The organism is Bradyrhizobium sp. KZN70725 (assembly GCF_055264925.1).
Genome location: NZ_JBUYWT010000027.1, coordinates 72,537 through 88,431 on the forward strand (window position 1 = coordinate 72,537; position 15,895 = coordinate 88,431).

A 15,895-nucleotide genomic window follows, 5' to 3' on the forward strand; every position below is an offset into this window, starting at 1 on the left:
CAGCCATGGCGATCAAGAAGCTCCTCATAGCCAATCGCGGCGAGATCGCGGTGCGCATCATCCGCGCAGCGCGCGATCTCGGCATTGCAACCGTGCAGGTCTACAGCAAGGCCGACCAGGCCTCGCTTGCGGTCAGGCTCGCCGACGAAGCGGTCGATATCGGTCCGCCGCAGGCGTCGAAATCCTATCTCAACCAGGCCGCCATCCTCGCCGCGGCGCGGAGCACTGGTGCCGACGCTATCCATCCCGGCTACGGCTTCCTGGCCGAGAACGCCGAGTTCGCCGCCGCAGTCGAAGCGGCGGAATTGATCTTTGTCGGCCCGACCGCGCAATCGATCCGGCTGATGGGCGACAAGGTCGCGGCACGCGAGGCCGCCGCCGCGGCCGGCGTGCCGACCGTCCCTGGCAGCCAGGGGCGGGTGGAATCGGCCGAAGCGGCCTTCGCGCTGGTCGAGAAGACCGGCTTCCCAGTGATGATCAAGGCCGCCGCCGGGGGTGGCGGACGCGGCATCCGCATCGCGCGGTCCCCCGGGGAGTTTCAGCATCTGATGCCGCAGGCACAGGCCGAGGCACTCGCGGCCTTTGGCGACGGCGGGCTTTACGTCGAAAAGCTGATCGAAGGCGCGCGGCATATCGAGGTGCAGGTGCTCGGCGACGGACACGACGTGATCCATTGCTTCGAACGCGAATGCTCATTGCAGCGCCGCCGCCAGAAGGTCTGGGAAGAAGCCCCCTCGCCCTCGCTCACCCAGGCCGTGCGGGAGAGGCTCTGCACCTCGGCTGTGGCACTCGCCCGAGCGGTCAATTATCGCGGCGCCGGCACGCTCGAATATCTCTACGACGACGCCACCGGTGAATTCTACTTCCTGGAGATGAACACCCGCATCCAGGTCGAGCATCCGGTCACGGAGATGATCACCGGCATCGACCTCGTCCGCGAGATGATCCGGATCGCCGGCGGCGAACGTTTGCGCATCAGCCAGAACGAGATGTGCGTCAGCGGCCATTCGATCGAGGTCCGTATCAACGCCGAGGATCCCGCCAGAAACTTCCTGCCCAACCCGGGCACGGTGAGCGCGCTCAACCTGCCCGTCGGCGACGGCGTTCGCTTCGACAGCATGCTCTATGAGGGATACACGGTGCCGCCCTTCTACGACAGCCTGCTCGGCAAGCTGATCGTGCACGACAAGGATCGGCCGAGCGCCATGAAGAAACTCGAGCGCGCGCTCGCCGAGCTCAGCGTCGAAGGCATTTTCACGACCAAGCCCCTACACCAGGCGCTGGCGCGCGACGCCGACGTCCAGGCTGGGCGCTTCCATACGGCATGGCTCGAATCCTGGCTTGAGTCCCATGCCGCCACGCTTGCCACCGCTCAGCCGCCATCAGCCGCGAAGGTCGCCTCATGATGGCGAGAGAATCCGCCCCGTCAGCAACAGGAGGCCGCTAGCATGCAAACTCGATTTTCCTTCGGCGGCGATGAGCACATTTTCGCCGAGGTCGGCGAAGCGATGTCGCTCGAGGCCTTTTTCAAGAGCCTGTTCATCACCAATGCGGTGCGCGATGCCAGGATCAAGGGCGTCACCGAGATCTGCCCGGCGAACGCGTCCTATCAGGTCAAGTTCGATCCAGAGCGGATCAAGCCCGACGATCTCCTCGCCGAGCTGAAGCGGCTGGATTCCGCATCCGAGAAATCAGAACCGGTGATCAAGACGCGGATCATCGAGATTCCCGTGCTCTACAACGACCCCTGGACCCGTGAGACCTTGATGCGCTTCCGCGAGCGTCACCAGGATCCTGACGGCACCGACCTCGAATACGCCGCGCGGATCAACGGCCTCGACAGCGTCGATGCCTTCATCAAGGCGCATTCCAGTGCGCCCTGGTTCGTCTCGATGGTCGGCTTCGTCGCCGGCCTGCCCTTCCTCTACCAGATGGTCGAGCGCAAGCGGCAGCTTCAGGCCCCGAAATATCTGCGCCCGCGCACGGATACGCCGAAGCTCACCGTCGGACATGGCGGCTGTTTCAGCTGCATCTATTCGGTGCGCGGCGCCGGCGGTTACCAGATGTTCGGCATCACGCCGATGCCGATCTATGATCCCAACCAGACCATCAGCTATTTGCGCGACTTCATGTGCCTATTCAAGCCGGGCGACATCGTGAAATGGAAACCGATCGACCGGGCAGCCTATGACGCCGCGGTCGCCGACGTCGACGCCGGCCGGTTTGCGCCTGTGATCCGCGACGTCTCATTCTCGCTGACCGAGTTCAACCGCGACATTGATGGCTACAACAGCAAGCTCGATGGAGTTCTCCATGGCCGTTAGGGTTTTGAAGCCGGGTCTTGCGACCACCGTCCAGGACCTCGGACGTCCCGGCTATTATCACATCGGCATCCCGCTCTCCGGCGGCATGGACCGTCACGCGCTGGTCGCCGCAAATCTGCTCGTCGGCAATGATGCGGGCGCAGCCGTGCTTGAAGCGGTGTTCATGGGGCCCGAGCTCGAATTCACCGAAGACGCCACGGTCGCCGTCACCGGCGCGGAGCTGCCGCCGAAACTCGACGGCGAGCCGCGCGAGACCTGGACCAGCTTCAAGGTGAAGCGTGGCCAGATTCTCTCCTTCGACTTCCTCAAGCGAGGCGCACGCGGCTACATCGCGGTCGCCGGCGGCATCGATGTGCCCGTGGTGCTCGGCTCGCGATCGACCTACGCACTCGGCGCGCTCGGCGGCTTCAAGGGCCGCAAGCTCGAGGCCGGCGACGAATTGCCGGTCGGCCATGCCAGCGTGACGGTCAAGGACGGCCGCACCGTCGCCAACGATTTGCGCGGGCAACCGGCGGGAATGCCGACGGAGCTGCGCGCAATGCCCGGCCTCTATTGGCACCGCATCACCGAGGCCGCCGGCAACGGCTTCTTCTCCGACACCTGGAAGGTCGCGCCGGAAGCCGACCGGATCGGCTACCGCTTCAAGGGTGGCAAGGCGCTCGAATTCGTTCCGCGCGAACCGCCGTTCGGCGCCGGCTCTGACCCGTCCAACATCACCGATGCCTGCTATCCCTACGGCTCGATCCAGGTTCCCGGCGGCACCGAGCCGATCGTGCTGCATCGCGACGCCGTATCCGGCGGCGGCTACTTCATGGTCGGCACTGTGATCGCCGCCGATATGGATCTGATCGGTCAGCTCCAGCCCAACACACCGGTAAAGTTCGTCAAGGTCGACATGGATCAGGCGCTTGCGGCACGCAAGAGCCGGACTGAGCTGCTGGGCAAGCTTCGCAGTGCCATGGCGTAATCGCGAGGGGGGCCCACTGCATCTGCCAACGGACCTCGGCCGCCGGCGCCGGAGCGATCGCGCATGGTCAAGTCTAAACCTGTGGCTGTCGATTGCGCGCTCGCACATCTGAGGTCTGTGCCACGGTGTGCTGTCCGCCGGACGGCACGAGAGTTGCAGCGGACACACTCGGGCTGAGAAACACTGCTCATGAGTTGTGCAAACATCGGAACAACCGCGATGTCCGTTTCTCTGAAACAGATCCGCTACTTCGTCGCCGCCGCCGAGACCGGGCGGATCAGCCAGGCGGCCATCGATCTCAACGTCTCGCAATCCGCGGTCACCGCGGCGATCCAGCAGCTCGAGGCCACCGTCTGCGCCCGCTTGCTGGAGCGCGCGCCGAACGGCGTAACCGTCACCATGGAGGGCAGCCGCTTCCTCTCCCAGGGCCGTCATATCCTCGCCGCCGTCGCCGAGGCGGTGCGCGACACGCAGATGTCCGCCGGCCCCCTGTTCGGGACGATCCGCGTCGGCGTCACCTACACCGTGTCGGGCTACTTCCTGCCGCGTCATCAGATGCGCTTCAAGGCGAGTTTCCCCGGGATCACGATCGAGCTGTTCGAGGCGCCGCGCGACGTGCTCGAGCGCGCACTCGTCGATGGTGCGCTCGACCTCGCGGTGATGCTGGTCTCGAACCTGCGCGACAACGCCATGCTCACCAGCGAGACCTTGCTGCGATCGCCGCGCCGGCTGTGGCTTGCGCCCGAGCATCCCCTGACCCGCGCCGAGCGGGTCCACCTCGCTGACATCGCGACCTATCCCTATGTCATGCTCACGGTCGACGAGGCCAAGCACACCTCGATGCGCTATTGGAACAACGCCTCACTCGAACCGAAGACGGTGTTCCGTACCTCCTCGGTCGAAGCCGTCCGCTCCATGGTCGCCGGCGGCATGGGGATCGCCATTCTGTCCGACCTGATCTACCGGCCCTGGTCGCTGGAAGGACAGCGGATCGAGACCCGCGTCATCGAGGACGAGGTGCCCAGCATGGACATCGGTCTTGCCTGGCGTCGCGACACCAAGCCATCGGAGGCTGCGATGGCTTTTCGCGATTTCATGCGCTTTGCGGTTGCCGGCGTCGGGCCGGCCCGGCCGCCGGTCAGCATGGACCACCGACATCAGGCCGAGGAGGCCATCGAAATCTAGAATATCAGTTTCCGTTTTATTCGAATTGACGCCGTCCGGCTGTCCTCGCCAAACTTTGCCCGGGGACACGACGACCGGAGGCACAGCCGGCGGCGGGAGTGAGACATGCAAGTCACCTACACGACCAACGACATCCCGTTGCAGACCCGCCGCCAGTACTGGCAGGAGGTCGTCTCGAAGACCTATTACTCGCTCGACCTGCGCTTCCCGAGCACGCGCGACTTCAATGCGCGCCTTGGCGCCTGGTCGATGGGCCCTGTCTCGGTGTCCCGCAACATCGCCAATGGCCTGCTGTACAAGCGGCATGAGCGGCATCTCCTGAGCGAGCGGGAGGAATCCTTCCTGATCACGGTGCCCGAACTCGCCGAAATCCGTTTCGAGCAGGACGGCAAGGTCGTGCATTGCCGCCCGGGCGCGTTCCTGATCGAGCGCAGCCACCTACCCTACGAGTTCAGCCATCAGGATCCGACGGCGCTGTGGTGTCTGAAGATCCCGAGCGCGGTGCTGCGCGCCCGCATTTCCCGGCCCGAGCGCCTCGCGACGCTGCAATTCGACGCCAGCCGCAGCGTCGGCGCGCTGTTCGTCGACACGCTGCGCCTGTCCGGTGAACGGATCGAGGAAATGGACGAGACGGCGCGCACGATGATGGGCAAGCACCTGATCGAGCTGCTTGCGATGGCCATTGAATCCGACGACCGTGTGTTGACCGGTCACTCGTCCTCCGTGCGCAACGGCCATTTGCTGCGTTGCGAGCAATTCATCCGGGCCCGTCTCGACGACATGCGGCTCACGCCGCAGATGATTGCCGACGGCTGCGGCATCTCGCTGCGCTATTTGCACCAGATCTTCGAGGGCGAAGGCCTGACCGTCTGCGCCTACATCCGCAACCAGCGCCTTTCAATGTGCGACGCGCTGCTGCGCGATGCGAACTGCCGCAAGAGCATTTCGGAAATCGCCTATCAATGGGGCTTTGCCGACCAGGCGCAGTTCAGCCGCAATTATCGCGGCCGGTTCGGATGCACCCCGAGCGAGGCCCGCGCCATTTCGCGCACCGCCAACTCCTGAAGACTGGCCTGCTGATCGATTCTTAGGCACACCGCCGCCGGCCTGGGCATGTATGAGCACCGGCACGGTTCGCTCTCTCGCACAAACCTTCCTGCGCTCAGCGTCAAGAACGAAGGCCGCCGCTCTGCCTAAGATCGGCGAAACGCTCGTTCGAAAGGAAGAGGCATGGCGCAGAACCTTCGTGTGGCCGTCGACGTCGGTGGCACCTTCACCGACATCTGCATCATGGACGAGACGACCGGTCTCGTGCGCATCGAGAAGACCTCCTCCACGCGCGATCCGATCGAAGGGATCATGGGCGGCGTATCCAAGGCCGGCATCGACCTGTCCAAGGTGGCGCTGTTCTCGCACGGCACCACGATTGCCACCAACGCGCTGATCACGCGCCGCCTGCCGCGCACCGCGGTGGTTACGACCAAGGGGTTCCGCGACGTCATCGAGATCCGGCGCGCCAACAAGGAGGACCTCTGGGACACCTACAAGGACGTGGTCCGGCCCTATGTGCCACGGCGCGACCGCCTCACCGTGCCCGAACGCGTCGATGCTGCCGGCACGGTGATCGAGCCGCTCGACGTCGAAGCTGCGCGCAGCGTCGCACGCATCCTCAAGCGTCGCGGCGTCGCCGCGGTCGCGGTGTGCTTCATGAACGCCTATCTCAACGGCACCAATGAGCGCGCCATGCGCGATATTCTGCTGGCCGAGATGCCCGATATTCCGGTCTCGATCTCCTCGCAGGTGCTTCCCGAAATCTTCGAGCACGAGCGGTTCTCGACGACGGTCGCCAATGCTGTGGTGAGCCCGGTCGTCGTCAACTACACGAGCCGGCTCGGCGAACGCCTCTCAGACGAGGGCTACACCCGCGATCTTCTGCTGCTGCACACCGGCGGCGGCGTGATGACGCCGGCGAGCGTGAAGGATTTCGCGGCGCGCCTTGCCGGCTCCGGCATCGCCGCCGGGGCCATAGCCAGCCGCCATATCGCCGGTCTTTGCGGTTTCCCCAATTCGATCGGCCTCGACATGGGCGGCACGTCGACCGACGTGTCGCTCGCCTATGAGGGCCAGTCGCGGATTACCAAGGACTGGCACATCGAGTTCGGCTATCCGATCCGCTTCGCATCGATCGAGGTGCTCACCATCGGTGCCGGCGGCGGCTCGCTGGCCTGGACCGATCCGGCCGGCTCGCTGCGCAACGGCCCGCAATCGGCCGGCGCCTATCCGGGACCGGCCTGCTACGGCAACGGCAATACGCAGCCGACCAACACCGATGCCAATGTGACGCTCGGCCGGCTTGGCACCGATCTCGCCGGCGGCAAGGTCAAGCTCGACCCCGAGCTGGCGCGGCAAGCGGTCGAGGGCGGCGTCGCTAAGCCGTTCGGCCTCGGCCTGCACGAAGCCGCAGATGCAATCGTCAAGGTCGCCAATGCCAACATGTCGGATGCGGTGCGCCTGATCTCGATCAGTCGCGGCTACGATCCGCGCGACTTTGCGCTGGTGGCGTTCGGCGGCGCCGGTGCCCTGCATGGGGTCGACGTCGCACGTGAGCTGGCGATTCCCGTCGTGATCGTTCCGCTCAATCCCGGCGTGACCTCAGCGCTCGGTTGCCTGCTCGTCGACATGCAGCACGATTTTTCGCAGAGCTGCATGGTCGACGCCGCCGAGGCCGACGCCACCGAGATCGAGGCACAGTTCGCCGAGCTCGAGAAGGCTGCGCTCGCACGGTTGATCCATGAGGGCGTCGCGCAGCAGGACATCGTGCTGCAGCGCTCGATCGACATGATGTATCGCGGCCAGTGGCGTTCGCTTGCCGTCAACGCGCCGCGGCCGATCGGCGCGATCGCCGATCTGGTGCAGAGCTTCCATGCCGAGCATCAGCGCGAATACAATTTCCGCCGCGACAGCGCGCCGGTCAGCTTCTTCCGTCTCAATCTGAAGGCAGTAGGCGTGGTCCCCAAGGCCGAGTTTGCCGTCCACGAGCCGACCGGCGCTAGCCCCGAGCCGGTCAGCCGCCGCAGGGTCTGGTTCGAGGGCAGCGGGCTCGATACACCCGTCTATCGGCGCGACAACCTGCCCTGCGGCTTCTCCTTTCAAGGCCCCGCGATCATCGAGCAGGTCGATGCCACCACCGTCGTTCCGCCCGGCGCCGCCGCCGAGGTCGACAGATATCTCAACATCATCATCCGCGTGAAGGAGTGAACCATGGCCGGAGCTCTCCCGCTCGACCCCGTGACCTTCGAGGTTTTGAAGAACTCCTTCATCACCAGCGTCGACCAGATGGGCGAGCAGGTCCTGAGGACCTGCTACTCCTTCGTCATCTACAATCGCGACTTCTCGAGCGCGCTGCACGACGCCAACGGTGAATGCGCGGCGCAGGGCAACCAGGATATTGCCGTCCACGTCGGCACGCTGCATTTCACCTGCAAGGATGTCATGCGCCATTTCGAAGGCGACATGCATGAGGGCGACGTTTTCGCCATCAACGATCCCTATGCCGGCGGCACGCACTTCTCCGACGTGCGGCTGATCCGTCCGATCTTCGCCGACGGCAAGATCATCGCTTTCAGCCAGTCCAACGGACACTGGTCCGACGTCGGCGGCAGCGTGCCGGGATCGTTCGACGTCGCCGCCCGCGAGATGTTCCGCGAGGGCCTGCGCATCACGCCAGTCCGGCTGTTCGACAAGAACGGCCTGCGCAAGGACGTCGCGCATCTGATCGCGTCGAATACGCGCGATCCGGCCTCGATCATCGGCGACATCCAGGCACAGGCCGAAGCCACCGCCGTCTGCGAACGGGAGATCCTGCGCCTGGTCGGCAAATATGGCCGTGATACCGTCGAGACCGGGCTTGCCGCCGTCCAGGACTATGTGGAGCGTTCGGCGCGCCAGCGCATCGCGGCGCTGCCGGACGGCGAATGGGAAACCGTCGACTTCATCGACCGCGATCCGGCCGGTGGCGAAGGCATGATCCCGATCCGCATCAAGATGACGATCAAGGGCGATCGCGCAATCTACGACTTCACCGGCAGCCATCCAACCATCGGCTCGATCTACAATTCGGCGTTCGGTGCAACCTTCTCTGCCGTCGCCGCCGGCATGAAGACTTTCTTCCCCGACCTGCCGCTCAATTCCGGTTTCTACCGCTGCTTCGAGATCATCGCCCCCGAAGGATCGATCGTCGACGCCAAATGGCCGATCGCGGTCACCGGCTTTCTGATGCCGTTCGAGAAGATCATGAACTCGATCTACGAAATGTGGTCGAAGCTGATGCCGGAGCGCGCGCTCGCTTGCGCGTTCAATCTCGAATATCTGCTCACCGGCGGGATCGATGCCCGCAGCTCCGACAAGCCGATCTTCATGTTCTATGACTGGCTGCCGGGCGGCTGGGGCGGGCGCAACGGCAAGGATGGCAGCAATGTCACGACCGCCTGCTTCGGCACCGGCCTGATGTCGCAGCCGGTCGAAGGCCAGGAGCGCGCCAACCCGATCCTGACCACCGAATGCGAGATCCTCAAGGACTCGCCCGGCCCCGGCAAGTGGCGCGGCGGCGCCGGCGTGGTGAAGACGTCGCGGATGCTGCAGGCCGAGAAAACCGTGATCTCCTATATCTGCGACCGCGAGCGTGCGATCGTGTGGGGCATCGAGGGCGGCCTGCCGTCGATGCCCCACGGCCTGACCCTGAAGCGCGCCGGCAGCACGGCCGAGGAGCGGCTCGGCTCGATCTTCTCGGACGTCCCGATCGGCGAAGGCGACACTTTCTCGCGTCCGACCGCCGGCGGCGGCGGATTTGGCGATCCGCTGGAGCGCGATCCGAACCTCGTCGTCGAGGATATCAAGGACGACTATGTCTCGGTCGAGCGTGCCGCCAAGGACTATGGCGTCGTGGTGCACACCATCGACGCCGAGCTCTGTAACTACGAGGTCGACAAGGTCGCGACCGAGGCGCTCCGTGCGAAGATCCGCTCCGAGCGTGTCGCCAATGTCCGGCTCGATCCGGAGCTGGTGGCGCAACGCTATCGCAGCGGGGCAATCGACGCGCTCGACGCGATCCGCAAGCACGCGGTGATCCTCGATTGGGGCACCGGTGCCTTGCTTCCCGAATCGACGCGCCAGTTCCGCGAGGTGTTTGAGCGGCGCTCGGTCGCAACGTGGAAAGCAGGCTGAATGCCGGCCGCGACGCCGGCAAGCCGCACAGAGCGTTCACGAAAAACTGGATCCGACACCGCCCCTCCACTTTCATTCGAGCCATGAGGATTGTGCTATGACGAGTACGACGTGCCTTTCCCCTAATCGAGTTTGGCCAATCCGCCCCGCGCTCGGCCTTGCCGCCGGCCTCGCCCTTGCCGCTGCGGTCGCGCCGGCCGCGGCCGAGACGCCGTGGTTTCCGATGAAGGTCTACGACGCGTCGTCCGGCACACCGAAGCCGGCCGAGTACACGCCGCTCCCGAAGGCCGAGAAGCCGTACAGGCTCTGCGTGCTGTTTCCGCACATGAAGGACAGTTTCTGGGTCGCCGTCGCCTATGGCATCGCCAAACAGGCCGAGGCGATGAACGTCAACATGAACCTCTACGAGGCCGGAGGTTACGAGAACCTGCCGAAACAGCTGTCGCAATTCGATGACTGCATGGCGAGCGGGCCGGACGCCATCATCGTCGGCGCCATCTCCGGCGCAGGCCTCAGCAAGAAGTTCGAGGAAGCCAAGGCCAAGGGCGTGCCGGTCGTCGGCGTCACCAACCCGCTGCCGCCGAACGCGCTGCCCGCGGCCAACTACGTCGACTTCGTCGCCATGGGCGAAGTCACCGGCGCCGGCCTGCTGGCGCAATCCAAGCCTGGCGACAAGCTCAACATCGTGACGTTCCCCGGTCCGGCCGGCTCTGGCTGGGCGGAGTCGTTCAACGAAGGCTTCAAGAAGGCCGTTGCCAAGAACCCGAACGCCAAGATTCTGGCCGAGAAATTCGGCGACTCCGGCGTCGCCGTGCAGCTTCAGCTCATTCAGGACGCCTTGCAGGCCTATCCCGGCATGAACGTGATCTGGGGCACCGCCCCCACCGCTGAAGCCGCCATCGGCGCCGTTGCCGAGGCCGGCCGAAGCGACCTGAAGATCGTATCGTCTTACGAAAACCAGGCCATGCTTGACGCGCTCAACCGCGGCGACATCCTCGCCTTCGCAACCCAGTATCCGGTCGGAGAAGGCGCCGTCGCGATCGATCAGGCAGTGCGTCTCATCGAGAAGAAGCCGGTCATGAGCCTTGTCCAGCCGATCGCCGCTGTCATCGACAAGACCACCGTACCGAAATTGCAGATGGACCTCGTGCTGGCTCCGGCGAGTTGGACACCGGTCTATTCGGTCAAGGCCAAGTAAGCCGCTCGCGAATGATGCCGGGTGGGAGCACCTGCTCCCACCCGTCTTGCTCACGGCCCAACGGAGACGCGGATGGATGTCGAGATTGACCCGAAGCCTGCCGAGCCTCTGCTTCGATTGCGGGGGATATCAAAGCGCTTCACCGGCGTTCGCGCGCTCGACCGGGTCGACCTCGACGTTCGTGCCGGCGAGCTTCATGTCCTGTTCGGCGAGAACGGCGCCGGCAAATCGACCCTGATCAATGTCATCTCGGGAACGTTTCCGCCGGACGAAGGCACGTTCCATTTTGGCGACGAGGAGATCCATCATCTCACGCCGCAGCGGGCCCGTACGATCGGCATCAGCCCGGTCTTTCAGGAGTTCTCGCTGATCCCGAGCCTCACGGTGGAAGAGAACCTGTTCCTCGGCCGCGAGGTCACCCATGGCGGCGTGCTGCGCTCGCGCGAGATGCGCAAGCGCGCCAGGGCGCTGATCGACGAGCTCGGCTTCGATCTCGATCCGGCGCAGCGGATCGACGACCTTTCCCGCGCGCACCAGCAGATGGCCGAAATCGCCAAGGCCCTGCTCGGCCGCGTCCGCCTTTTGATCCTTGACGAGCCGACTGCCTCGTTGACCGAGCGCGAGACCGGACGGCTGTTCGAGCTGATCGCGCGCCTGAAGAGCCAGAATGTCGGGCTGATCTATGTCTCGCATCGCATGCGCGAAATCCGCGCCCTTGCCGACCGTGTGACGGTGCTGCGCGACGGCCGCCACATCCAGACCCTCGACGCCCCCGGCTCGACCGACGGCGAGCTGGTGGAGCTGATGACCGGCCGCAGGATCGACCTGCTGTTCCCGGCCATCGCCCACCGGCCTGACAAGGTGATGGTCGACATCGAAAACCTGACGCTCGCGGACGGCAGCGTTCAGGAGGTGAATTTCCATGCCCGCGCCGGCGAGATCACCGGCATCGCCGGTCTCGTCGGCTGCGGCAAATCGGAGCTGATCCGCGCGGTCTACGGCATCGAGGCCGCGGCATCAGGCGTGATCCGGATCGACGGTCTGCCTTACGAATTCCCGACCCCGAGGCAAAGCCTGAAGCGCGGCATCGCCTATTTTCCTGCCAATCGGGTTGCCGAAGGGCTCGCGCTGTCCCGTCCGATCCGCGAGAACGCATCGATGACGGTGCTCGACCTGCCCGCCTTCGCGCGCTTCGGCGTGCTGCGGCAGGCCGCCGAACGCGCCACGATCGCGGACATCATGGAGCGGTTGCAGCTGAGGCCGCCGAACATCGAACGGAGCGCCGGCGCGCTGTCCGGCGGCAACCGTCAAAAAGTGATGCTGGCACGCGCGCTCACGCGTGAGCTGACCGTGTTCCTGTTCGACGAGCCGAGCGTCGGGATCGACGTCGGCGCCAAGCTCGAGGTCTACCAGTTCATGAAGCGGCTGGTCGAGGCCGGCGCCGCCGTGATCGTGGTGTCGTCGGAATTGCCGGAGGTTCTGGCGCTGTCGAACCGGCTCTACGTCATGCATCACGGCCGCATCGCCGCCGAACTGACGGACTCCGAGAAGACCGAGCAGAACGTGCTGTCCAGCTTCTTCCGCGACCATCTCGCCGCGGAGGTCGCGTGAACACCGCGCTGGTCAGCGCAAACCCGCAAGGCGCGATCGGCCTGCGATCGATCGCAGGCCGTGTCGGGTTCCTGCCGGCCCTGCTGGTCTTGCTCGTCGCCGGCATGTCGGCGATCGATCCGCAGTTCTACGGCATCATCAACATCCTCAACATCCTGCGCAACGCGTCGCTGCTCGCGATCGTCGCCTGCGGTCAGGCGCTGGTCATCATCGCGGGTGGCTTCGATCTCTCAGTCGGCGCCGTCGTGGCGCTCGCGAGCGTCGTCACCGCCAAGACCATGGCCGCCGCAGCCACCGCGTCTCCCGGCAACAACGCCCTCATCATTGCCAGCGGGATGGCGGCCGGACTCGGCTCCGGAGCCGTGGTCGGGCTCATCAACGGATTCTGCGTGGCGAAGCTCAAGGTATCCGGCTTTGTGGTGACCCTGGGCACGATGTCGGCGACTGCGGGCGTCGGCCTGATGATCACTAACGGAATCCCGGTTTACGGCATGCCCGATATCTTCGTGAAGGGCTTTGGGCGCGCCCAGGCGCTCGGCCTGCCGACCGCCGTCCACGTCGCGCTGGTCATCATCATCGTGATGGTGTTTGCGCAGCGGCGCACGCTGTTCGGCCGTTACGTCTACGCGATCGGCGGCAATGTCGATGCGGCCATCGTTTCGGGCGTATCGATCCAGCGCCACGTCGTCGGCACCTACGTTGTCTCGAGCATGCTCGCGGCATTGACGGGCATCCTGCTGACCGCGCAGGTCGGCTCCGGCCAGGCCAGCTTCGGCGGCGACCGGATGATGCTGCAATCGATTGCAGCGGCCGTGATCGGCGGGGTGAGCTTGCGCGGCGGCGTCGGGCGCATCGAAATCGTCGCCATCAGCGCCCTGTTCCTGACCATCCTGGGCAATGCGCTCAACCTCCTGCACGTCGACTCCCGGCTGCAGCCGGTCTTTCTCGGCGTCATCATGGTCGCGGCCGTGGCGCTGGACGAACTCAGCCGACGGAGCAAGGCTCGTGTCTGACCTCGAATTGTCCGTCGCCGCCAAGAACGCGGATCGCCCGAAATTGGCGCCGGGTCGCTGGCTCTGGAGCGCAGTGCTGCCGGTCGCGTTGGCGGCCCTGTTGCTCGGCTTCGCCGCGGTCGACCGCGGCGTGTTGTCGCCGGCCAACCTGCTCAACATCGCGCAACAGAGCAGCTATCTGGCCCTGTTCGCGATGGCCCAGACCGTGGTGATCCTGACGCGCGGCTTCGACCTCGCACTCGGCCCGACCGTATCGATGGTGAGCGTCGGCACCGCGCTGGCGATGGCCGGCGCGACGGCGTCGGGCCATGGTACAGGCGCCGTGCTGCTCGCCGGGCTCGCTGCCGGCTTCGTGCTCGGCACCGCGTGCGGGCTCTTCAACGGCGTGGTTATTGCGCTGCTCGGGGTCAACCCCTTCGTCGCAACGCTCGGCAGCTACAATATCGCGATCGGGATTGCGACCACACTATCGTCCGGACGGCCCGTGCAAGGCGTGCCGGCGCCGTTCTCGCAGATCTTCTACGGCGGCAGCGTCTTCGGAATTCCGGCGGCCATCGCGATCACGGTCGGGGTCGGCGCCGTGCTCCATTGGACCCTGACGCGGACGGTGTTCGGCCGTTCGCTTTACCTCATCGGCACCAACCCGCGCGCAGCGGCGGTCGCCGGCCTGCCGGTCAAGCGCACCCTGATCGCGACCTATGTGCTGTGCTCCGGGCTTGCGGCGCTCGGCGCGATCATGATGACGGCGCGGACCGGATCGGGCGAGCCGAACCTCGGCGGGGCGCTTTCACTGCAGGCGATTGCCGGCGCCGTGGTCGGCGGAACAAGCCTGGCGGGCGGGCGCGGTGGGGTCGGCACCGCGGTGCTCGGCGCCCTGTTCATCACCATTCTGTCCAACGGCATGAACCTCACCCGGATCGACGGATACGTCCAGATGGTCGTGCTCGGCGCGATCGTCATCGTCGGCGTTCTGCTCGATCGCCTGCGACTGGAGCGACGCCAATGATGACGGGTTCTCCCATGCAGAGCGTCGCGGGCGAGACTGCACCTGCCTCGATCTACGTTGCGCCCTCGCTCGCTTCCGCACTCGACGCACTGAGCGAATTCGGCGCGGCCGGCGCTGCCTTTGCCGGCGGCACGTGGATCATGCGGTCACCGATCCGCCATGAGCGGTTGAAGCCGCACTATGTCGCGATCGGCAAGATCGCCGAGCTAACCACGGTTCGTATCGACAGCGATGCAATCGAGATCGGCGCGGCGGTTACGCATGCGGCACTCGCGGCGGCCCTGGCTGATCTTGCGGAATTCGCGGTCCTGGTCGACGCCGCCGGCCGCTCCGCCAATCCCGCGATCCGCGCGATGGCGACGATCGGCGGCAACCTCGCGACGTCGGAATTCGCCGCCGCGGATTGCGTACCGGCGCTGCTCTGCCTCGATGCCCAAGTGGAAATGTCGGACCGCGACGGCCGCGAGCGCATCGGCCTGTCGCATTTCCTGAAGATCCGATCGTCCCTTCCGCGCGGTCATCTGGTGACGCGGATCATCTTGCCGCGGGCGGCGCGCAGAAGCGCCCATGCCCGCCTGCCGCTGCGCAAATCGGGTGACTACCCGGTCGCCATCGTCAGCCTGTCGGTCAGCATCGATGCAGCGAACCGTGTCCAGGCGGCGCGCGTCGCGGTCGGTTCAGTCGAGCCGGTGGCGCGCCGCTGGGAGCGGCTCGAGGCAGCTCTGATCGGACGCCCGCTCGATGCGGCGGAGGCGGCGCAGAGTGCGGCCGCGTTGGCGGATGAGTTCGTCGGCCGCGACAGCGTCGATGCCCCGGCCTGGTATCGGGTCAGCGTGCTACCCGGTCTCGTCCGCCGCGCTGCGATCGCAGCGCTTGGCTCCTGAACCGGTGGGGATCGACATGGGATTCAACTTGACAGTGAACGGTGATCGCCTCTCTTCCGTGGCCGACCCCGCCACGCCGCTGATCGACATTCTGCGTGAGGAGATGCATCTGACCGGCGCGAAACCGGTCTGTCGCGAAGGCTTTTGCGGTGCCTGCATGGTGCTGGTCGACGGCGAGCCGACGCCATCGTGCCTGTTGCCCGCCGCGCTCGCCGATGGCCGCGAGATCCGCACCGTCGAAGGCCTTGCGCCTCACGGCGAACTGAACCGCATCCAGGCGGCCCTCGAGGCCAGCGATGCGGTCCAATGCGGCATGTGCTTTCCCGGCATGGTGGTGAGCCTGACGCATCTCTTGACGACCCGGCCTGACGCCACCCGTGACGATATCCGGGCCGCACTCACCGGGAACATCTGCCGCTGCACGGGATACGAACGCATCGTCGAGGCGACGCTGCTCGCCTTGGCCGACGCATAATCGGGAGAC

The 15,895-nt window shown here is 65.6% G+C and carries 13 protein-coding genes; all 13 read left to right on the forward strand.

Translation table 11 applies throughout. The features are described 5' to 3' along the window. The first annotated feature begins 5 nt into the window (after positions 1 to 5). Entirely contained in the window at positions 6 to 1,406 is a 1,401-nt protein-coding gene (locus ACZBJS_RS24305) for an acetyl-CoA carboxylase biotin carboxylase subunit (RefSeq protein ID WP_463439387.1), read from the forward strand. 42 nt (positions 1,407 to 1,448) lie between these two features. After that, a complete protein-coding gene (locus ACZBJS_RS24310) occupies positions 1,449 to 2,324 on the forward strand; it encodes a 5-oxoprolinase subunit B family protein (RefSeq protein WP_225646064.1) in 876 nt (291 codons plus the stop codon). Continuing rightward, on the forward strand, positions 2,314 to 3,291 hold the full coding sequence (locus tag ACZBJS_RS24315; RefSeq protein ID WP_229189496.1) for a 5-oxoprolinase subunit C family protein: 978 nt from the start codon (positions 2,314 to 2,316) through the stop codon (positions 3,289 to 3,291). The genes ACZBJS_RS24310 and ACZBJS_RS24315 overlap by 11 nt, the downstream gene beginning before the upstream one ends. 219 nt (positions 3,292 to 3,510) lie before the next feature. Further along, on the forward strand, positions 3,511 to 4,476 hold the full coding sequence (locus tag ACZBJS_RS24320) for a LysR family transcriptional regulator (protein ID WP_253587230.1): 966 nt from the start codon (positions 3,511 to 3,513) through the stop codon (positions 4,474 to 4,476). Positions 4,477 to 4,581: 105 nt separating this feature from the next. Then, positions 4,582 to 5,541 carry an AraC-like ligand-binding domain-containing protein gene (locus tag ACZBJS_RS24325; RefSeq protein WP_057017110.1) on the forward strand — a complete coding sequence of 320 codons (960 nt, stop codon included), beginning with the start codon at positions 4,582 to 4,584 and terminating at the stop codon, positions 5,539 to 5,541. Between the two features lie 165 nt (positions 5,542 to 5,706). Next, a complete protein-coding gene (locus tag ACZBJS_RS24330) occupies positions 5,707 to 7,734 on the forward strand; it encodes a hydantoinase/oxoprolinase family protein (protein WP_253587231.1) in 2,028 nt (675 codons plus the stop codon). A 3-nt stretch (positions 7,735 to 7,737) separates the two neighbouring features. After that, positions 7,738 to 9,699, forward strand: coding sequence for a hydantoinase B/oxoprolinase family protein (locus ACZBJS_RS24335; protein WP_463439388.1), 1,962 nt, complete (start codon positions 7,738 to 7,740; stop codon positions 9,697 to 9,699). Positions 9,700 to 9,796: 97 nt separating this feature from the next. Next, positions 9,797 to 10,897, forward strand: a complete 1,101-nt coding sequence (torT, locus tag ACZBJS_RS24340; RefSeq protein WP_316397238.1) for a TMAO reductase system periplasmic protein TorT — start codon at positions 9,797 to 9,799, stop codon at positions 10,895 to 10,897. Between the two features lie 72 nt (positions 10,898 to 10,969). After that, positions 10,970 to 12,508 carry a sugar ABC transporter ATP-binding protein gene (locus ACZBJS_RS24345; RefSeq protein WP_316397237.1) on the forward strand — a complete coding sequence of 513 codons (1,539 nt, stop codon included), beginning with the start codon at positions 10,970 to 10,972 and terminating at the stop codon, positions 12,506 to 12,508. Beyond that, complete coding sequence (locus ACZBJS_RS24350) at positions 12,505 to 13,521, forward strand: ABC transporter permease (RefSeq protein WP_463439389.1); 1,017 nt, start codon at positions 12,505 to 12,507, stop codon at positions 13,519 to 13,521. Before ACZBJS_RS24345 ends, ACZBJS_RS24350 begins: the two co-directional genes overlap by 4 nt. Further along, positions 13,514 to 14,527, forward strand: a complete 1,014-nt coding sequence (locus tag ACZBJS_RS24355; protein ID WP_141341033.1) for an ABC transporter permease — start codon at positions 13,514 to 13,516, stop codon at positions 14,525 to 14,527. The genes ACZBJS_RS24350 and ACZBJS_RS24355 overlap by 8 nt, the downstream gene beginning before the upstream one ends. After that, complete coding sequence (locus tag ACZBJS_RS24360) at positions 14,524 to 15,411, forward strand: FAD binding domain-containing protein (RefSeq protein WP_316397234.1); 888 nt, start codon at positions 14,524 to 14,526, stop codon at positions 15,409 to 15,411. Before ACZBJS_RS24355 ends, ACZBJS_RS24360 begins: the two co-directional genes overlap by 4 nt. Positions 15,412 to 15,427: 16 nt before the next feature. After that, positions 15,428 to 15,886, forward strand: coding sequence for a (2Fe-2S)-binding protein (locus ACZBJS_RS24365; RefSeq protein ID WP_141341052.1), 459 nt, complete (start codon positions 15,428 to 15,430; stop codon positions 15,884 to 15,886). Positions 15,887 to 15,895 lie beyond the last annotated feature (9 nt).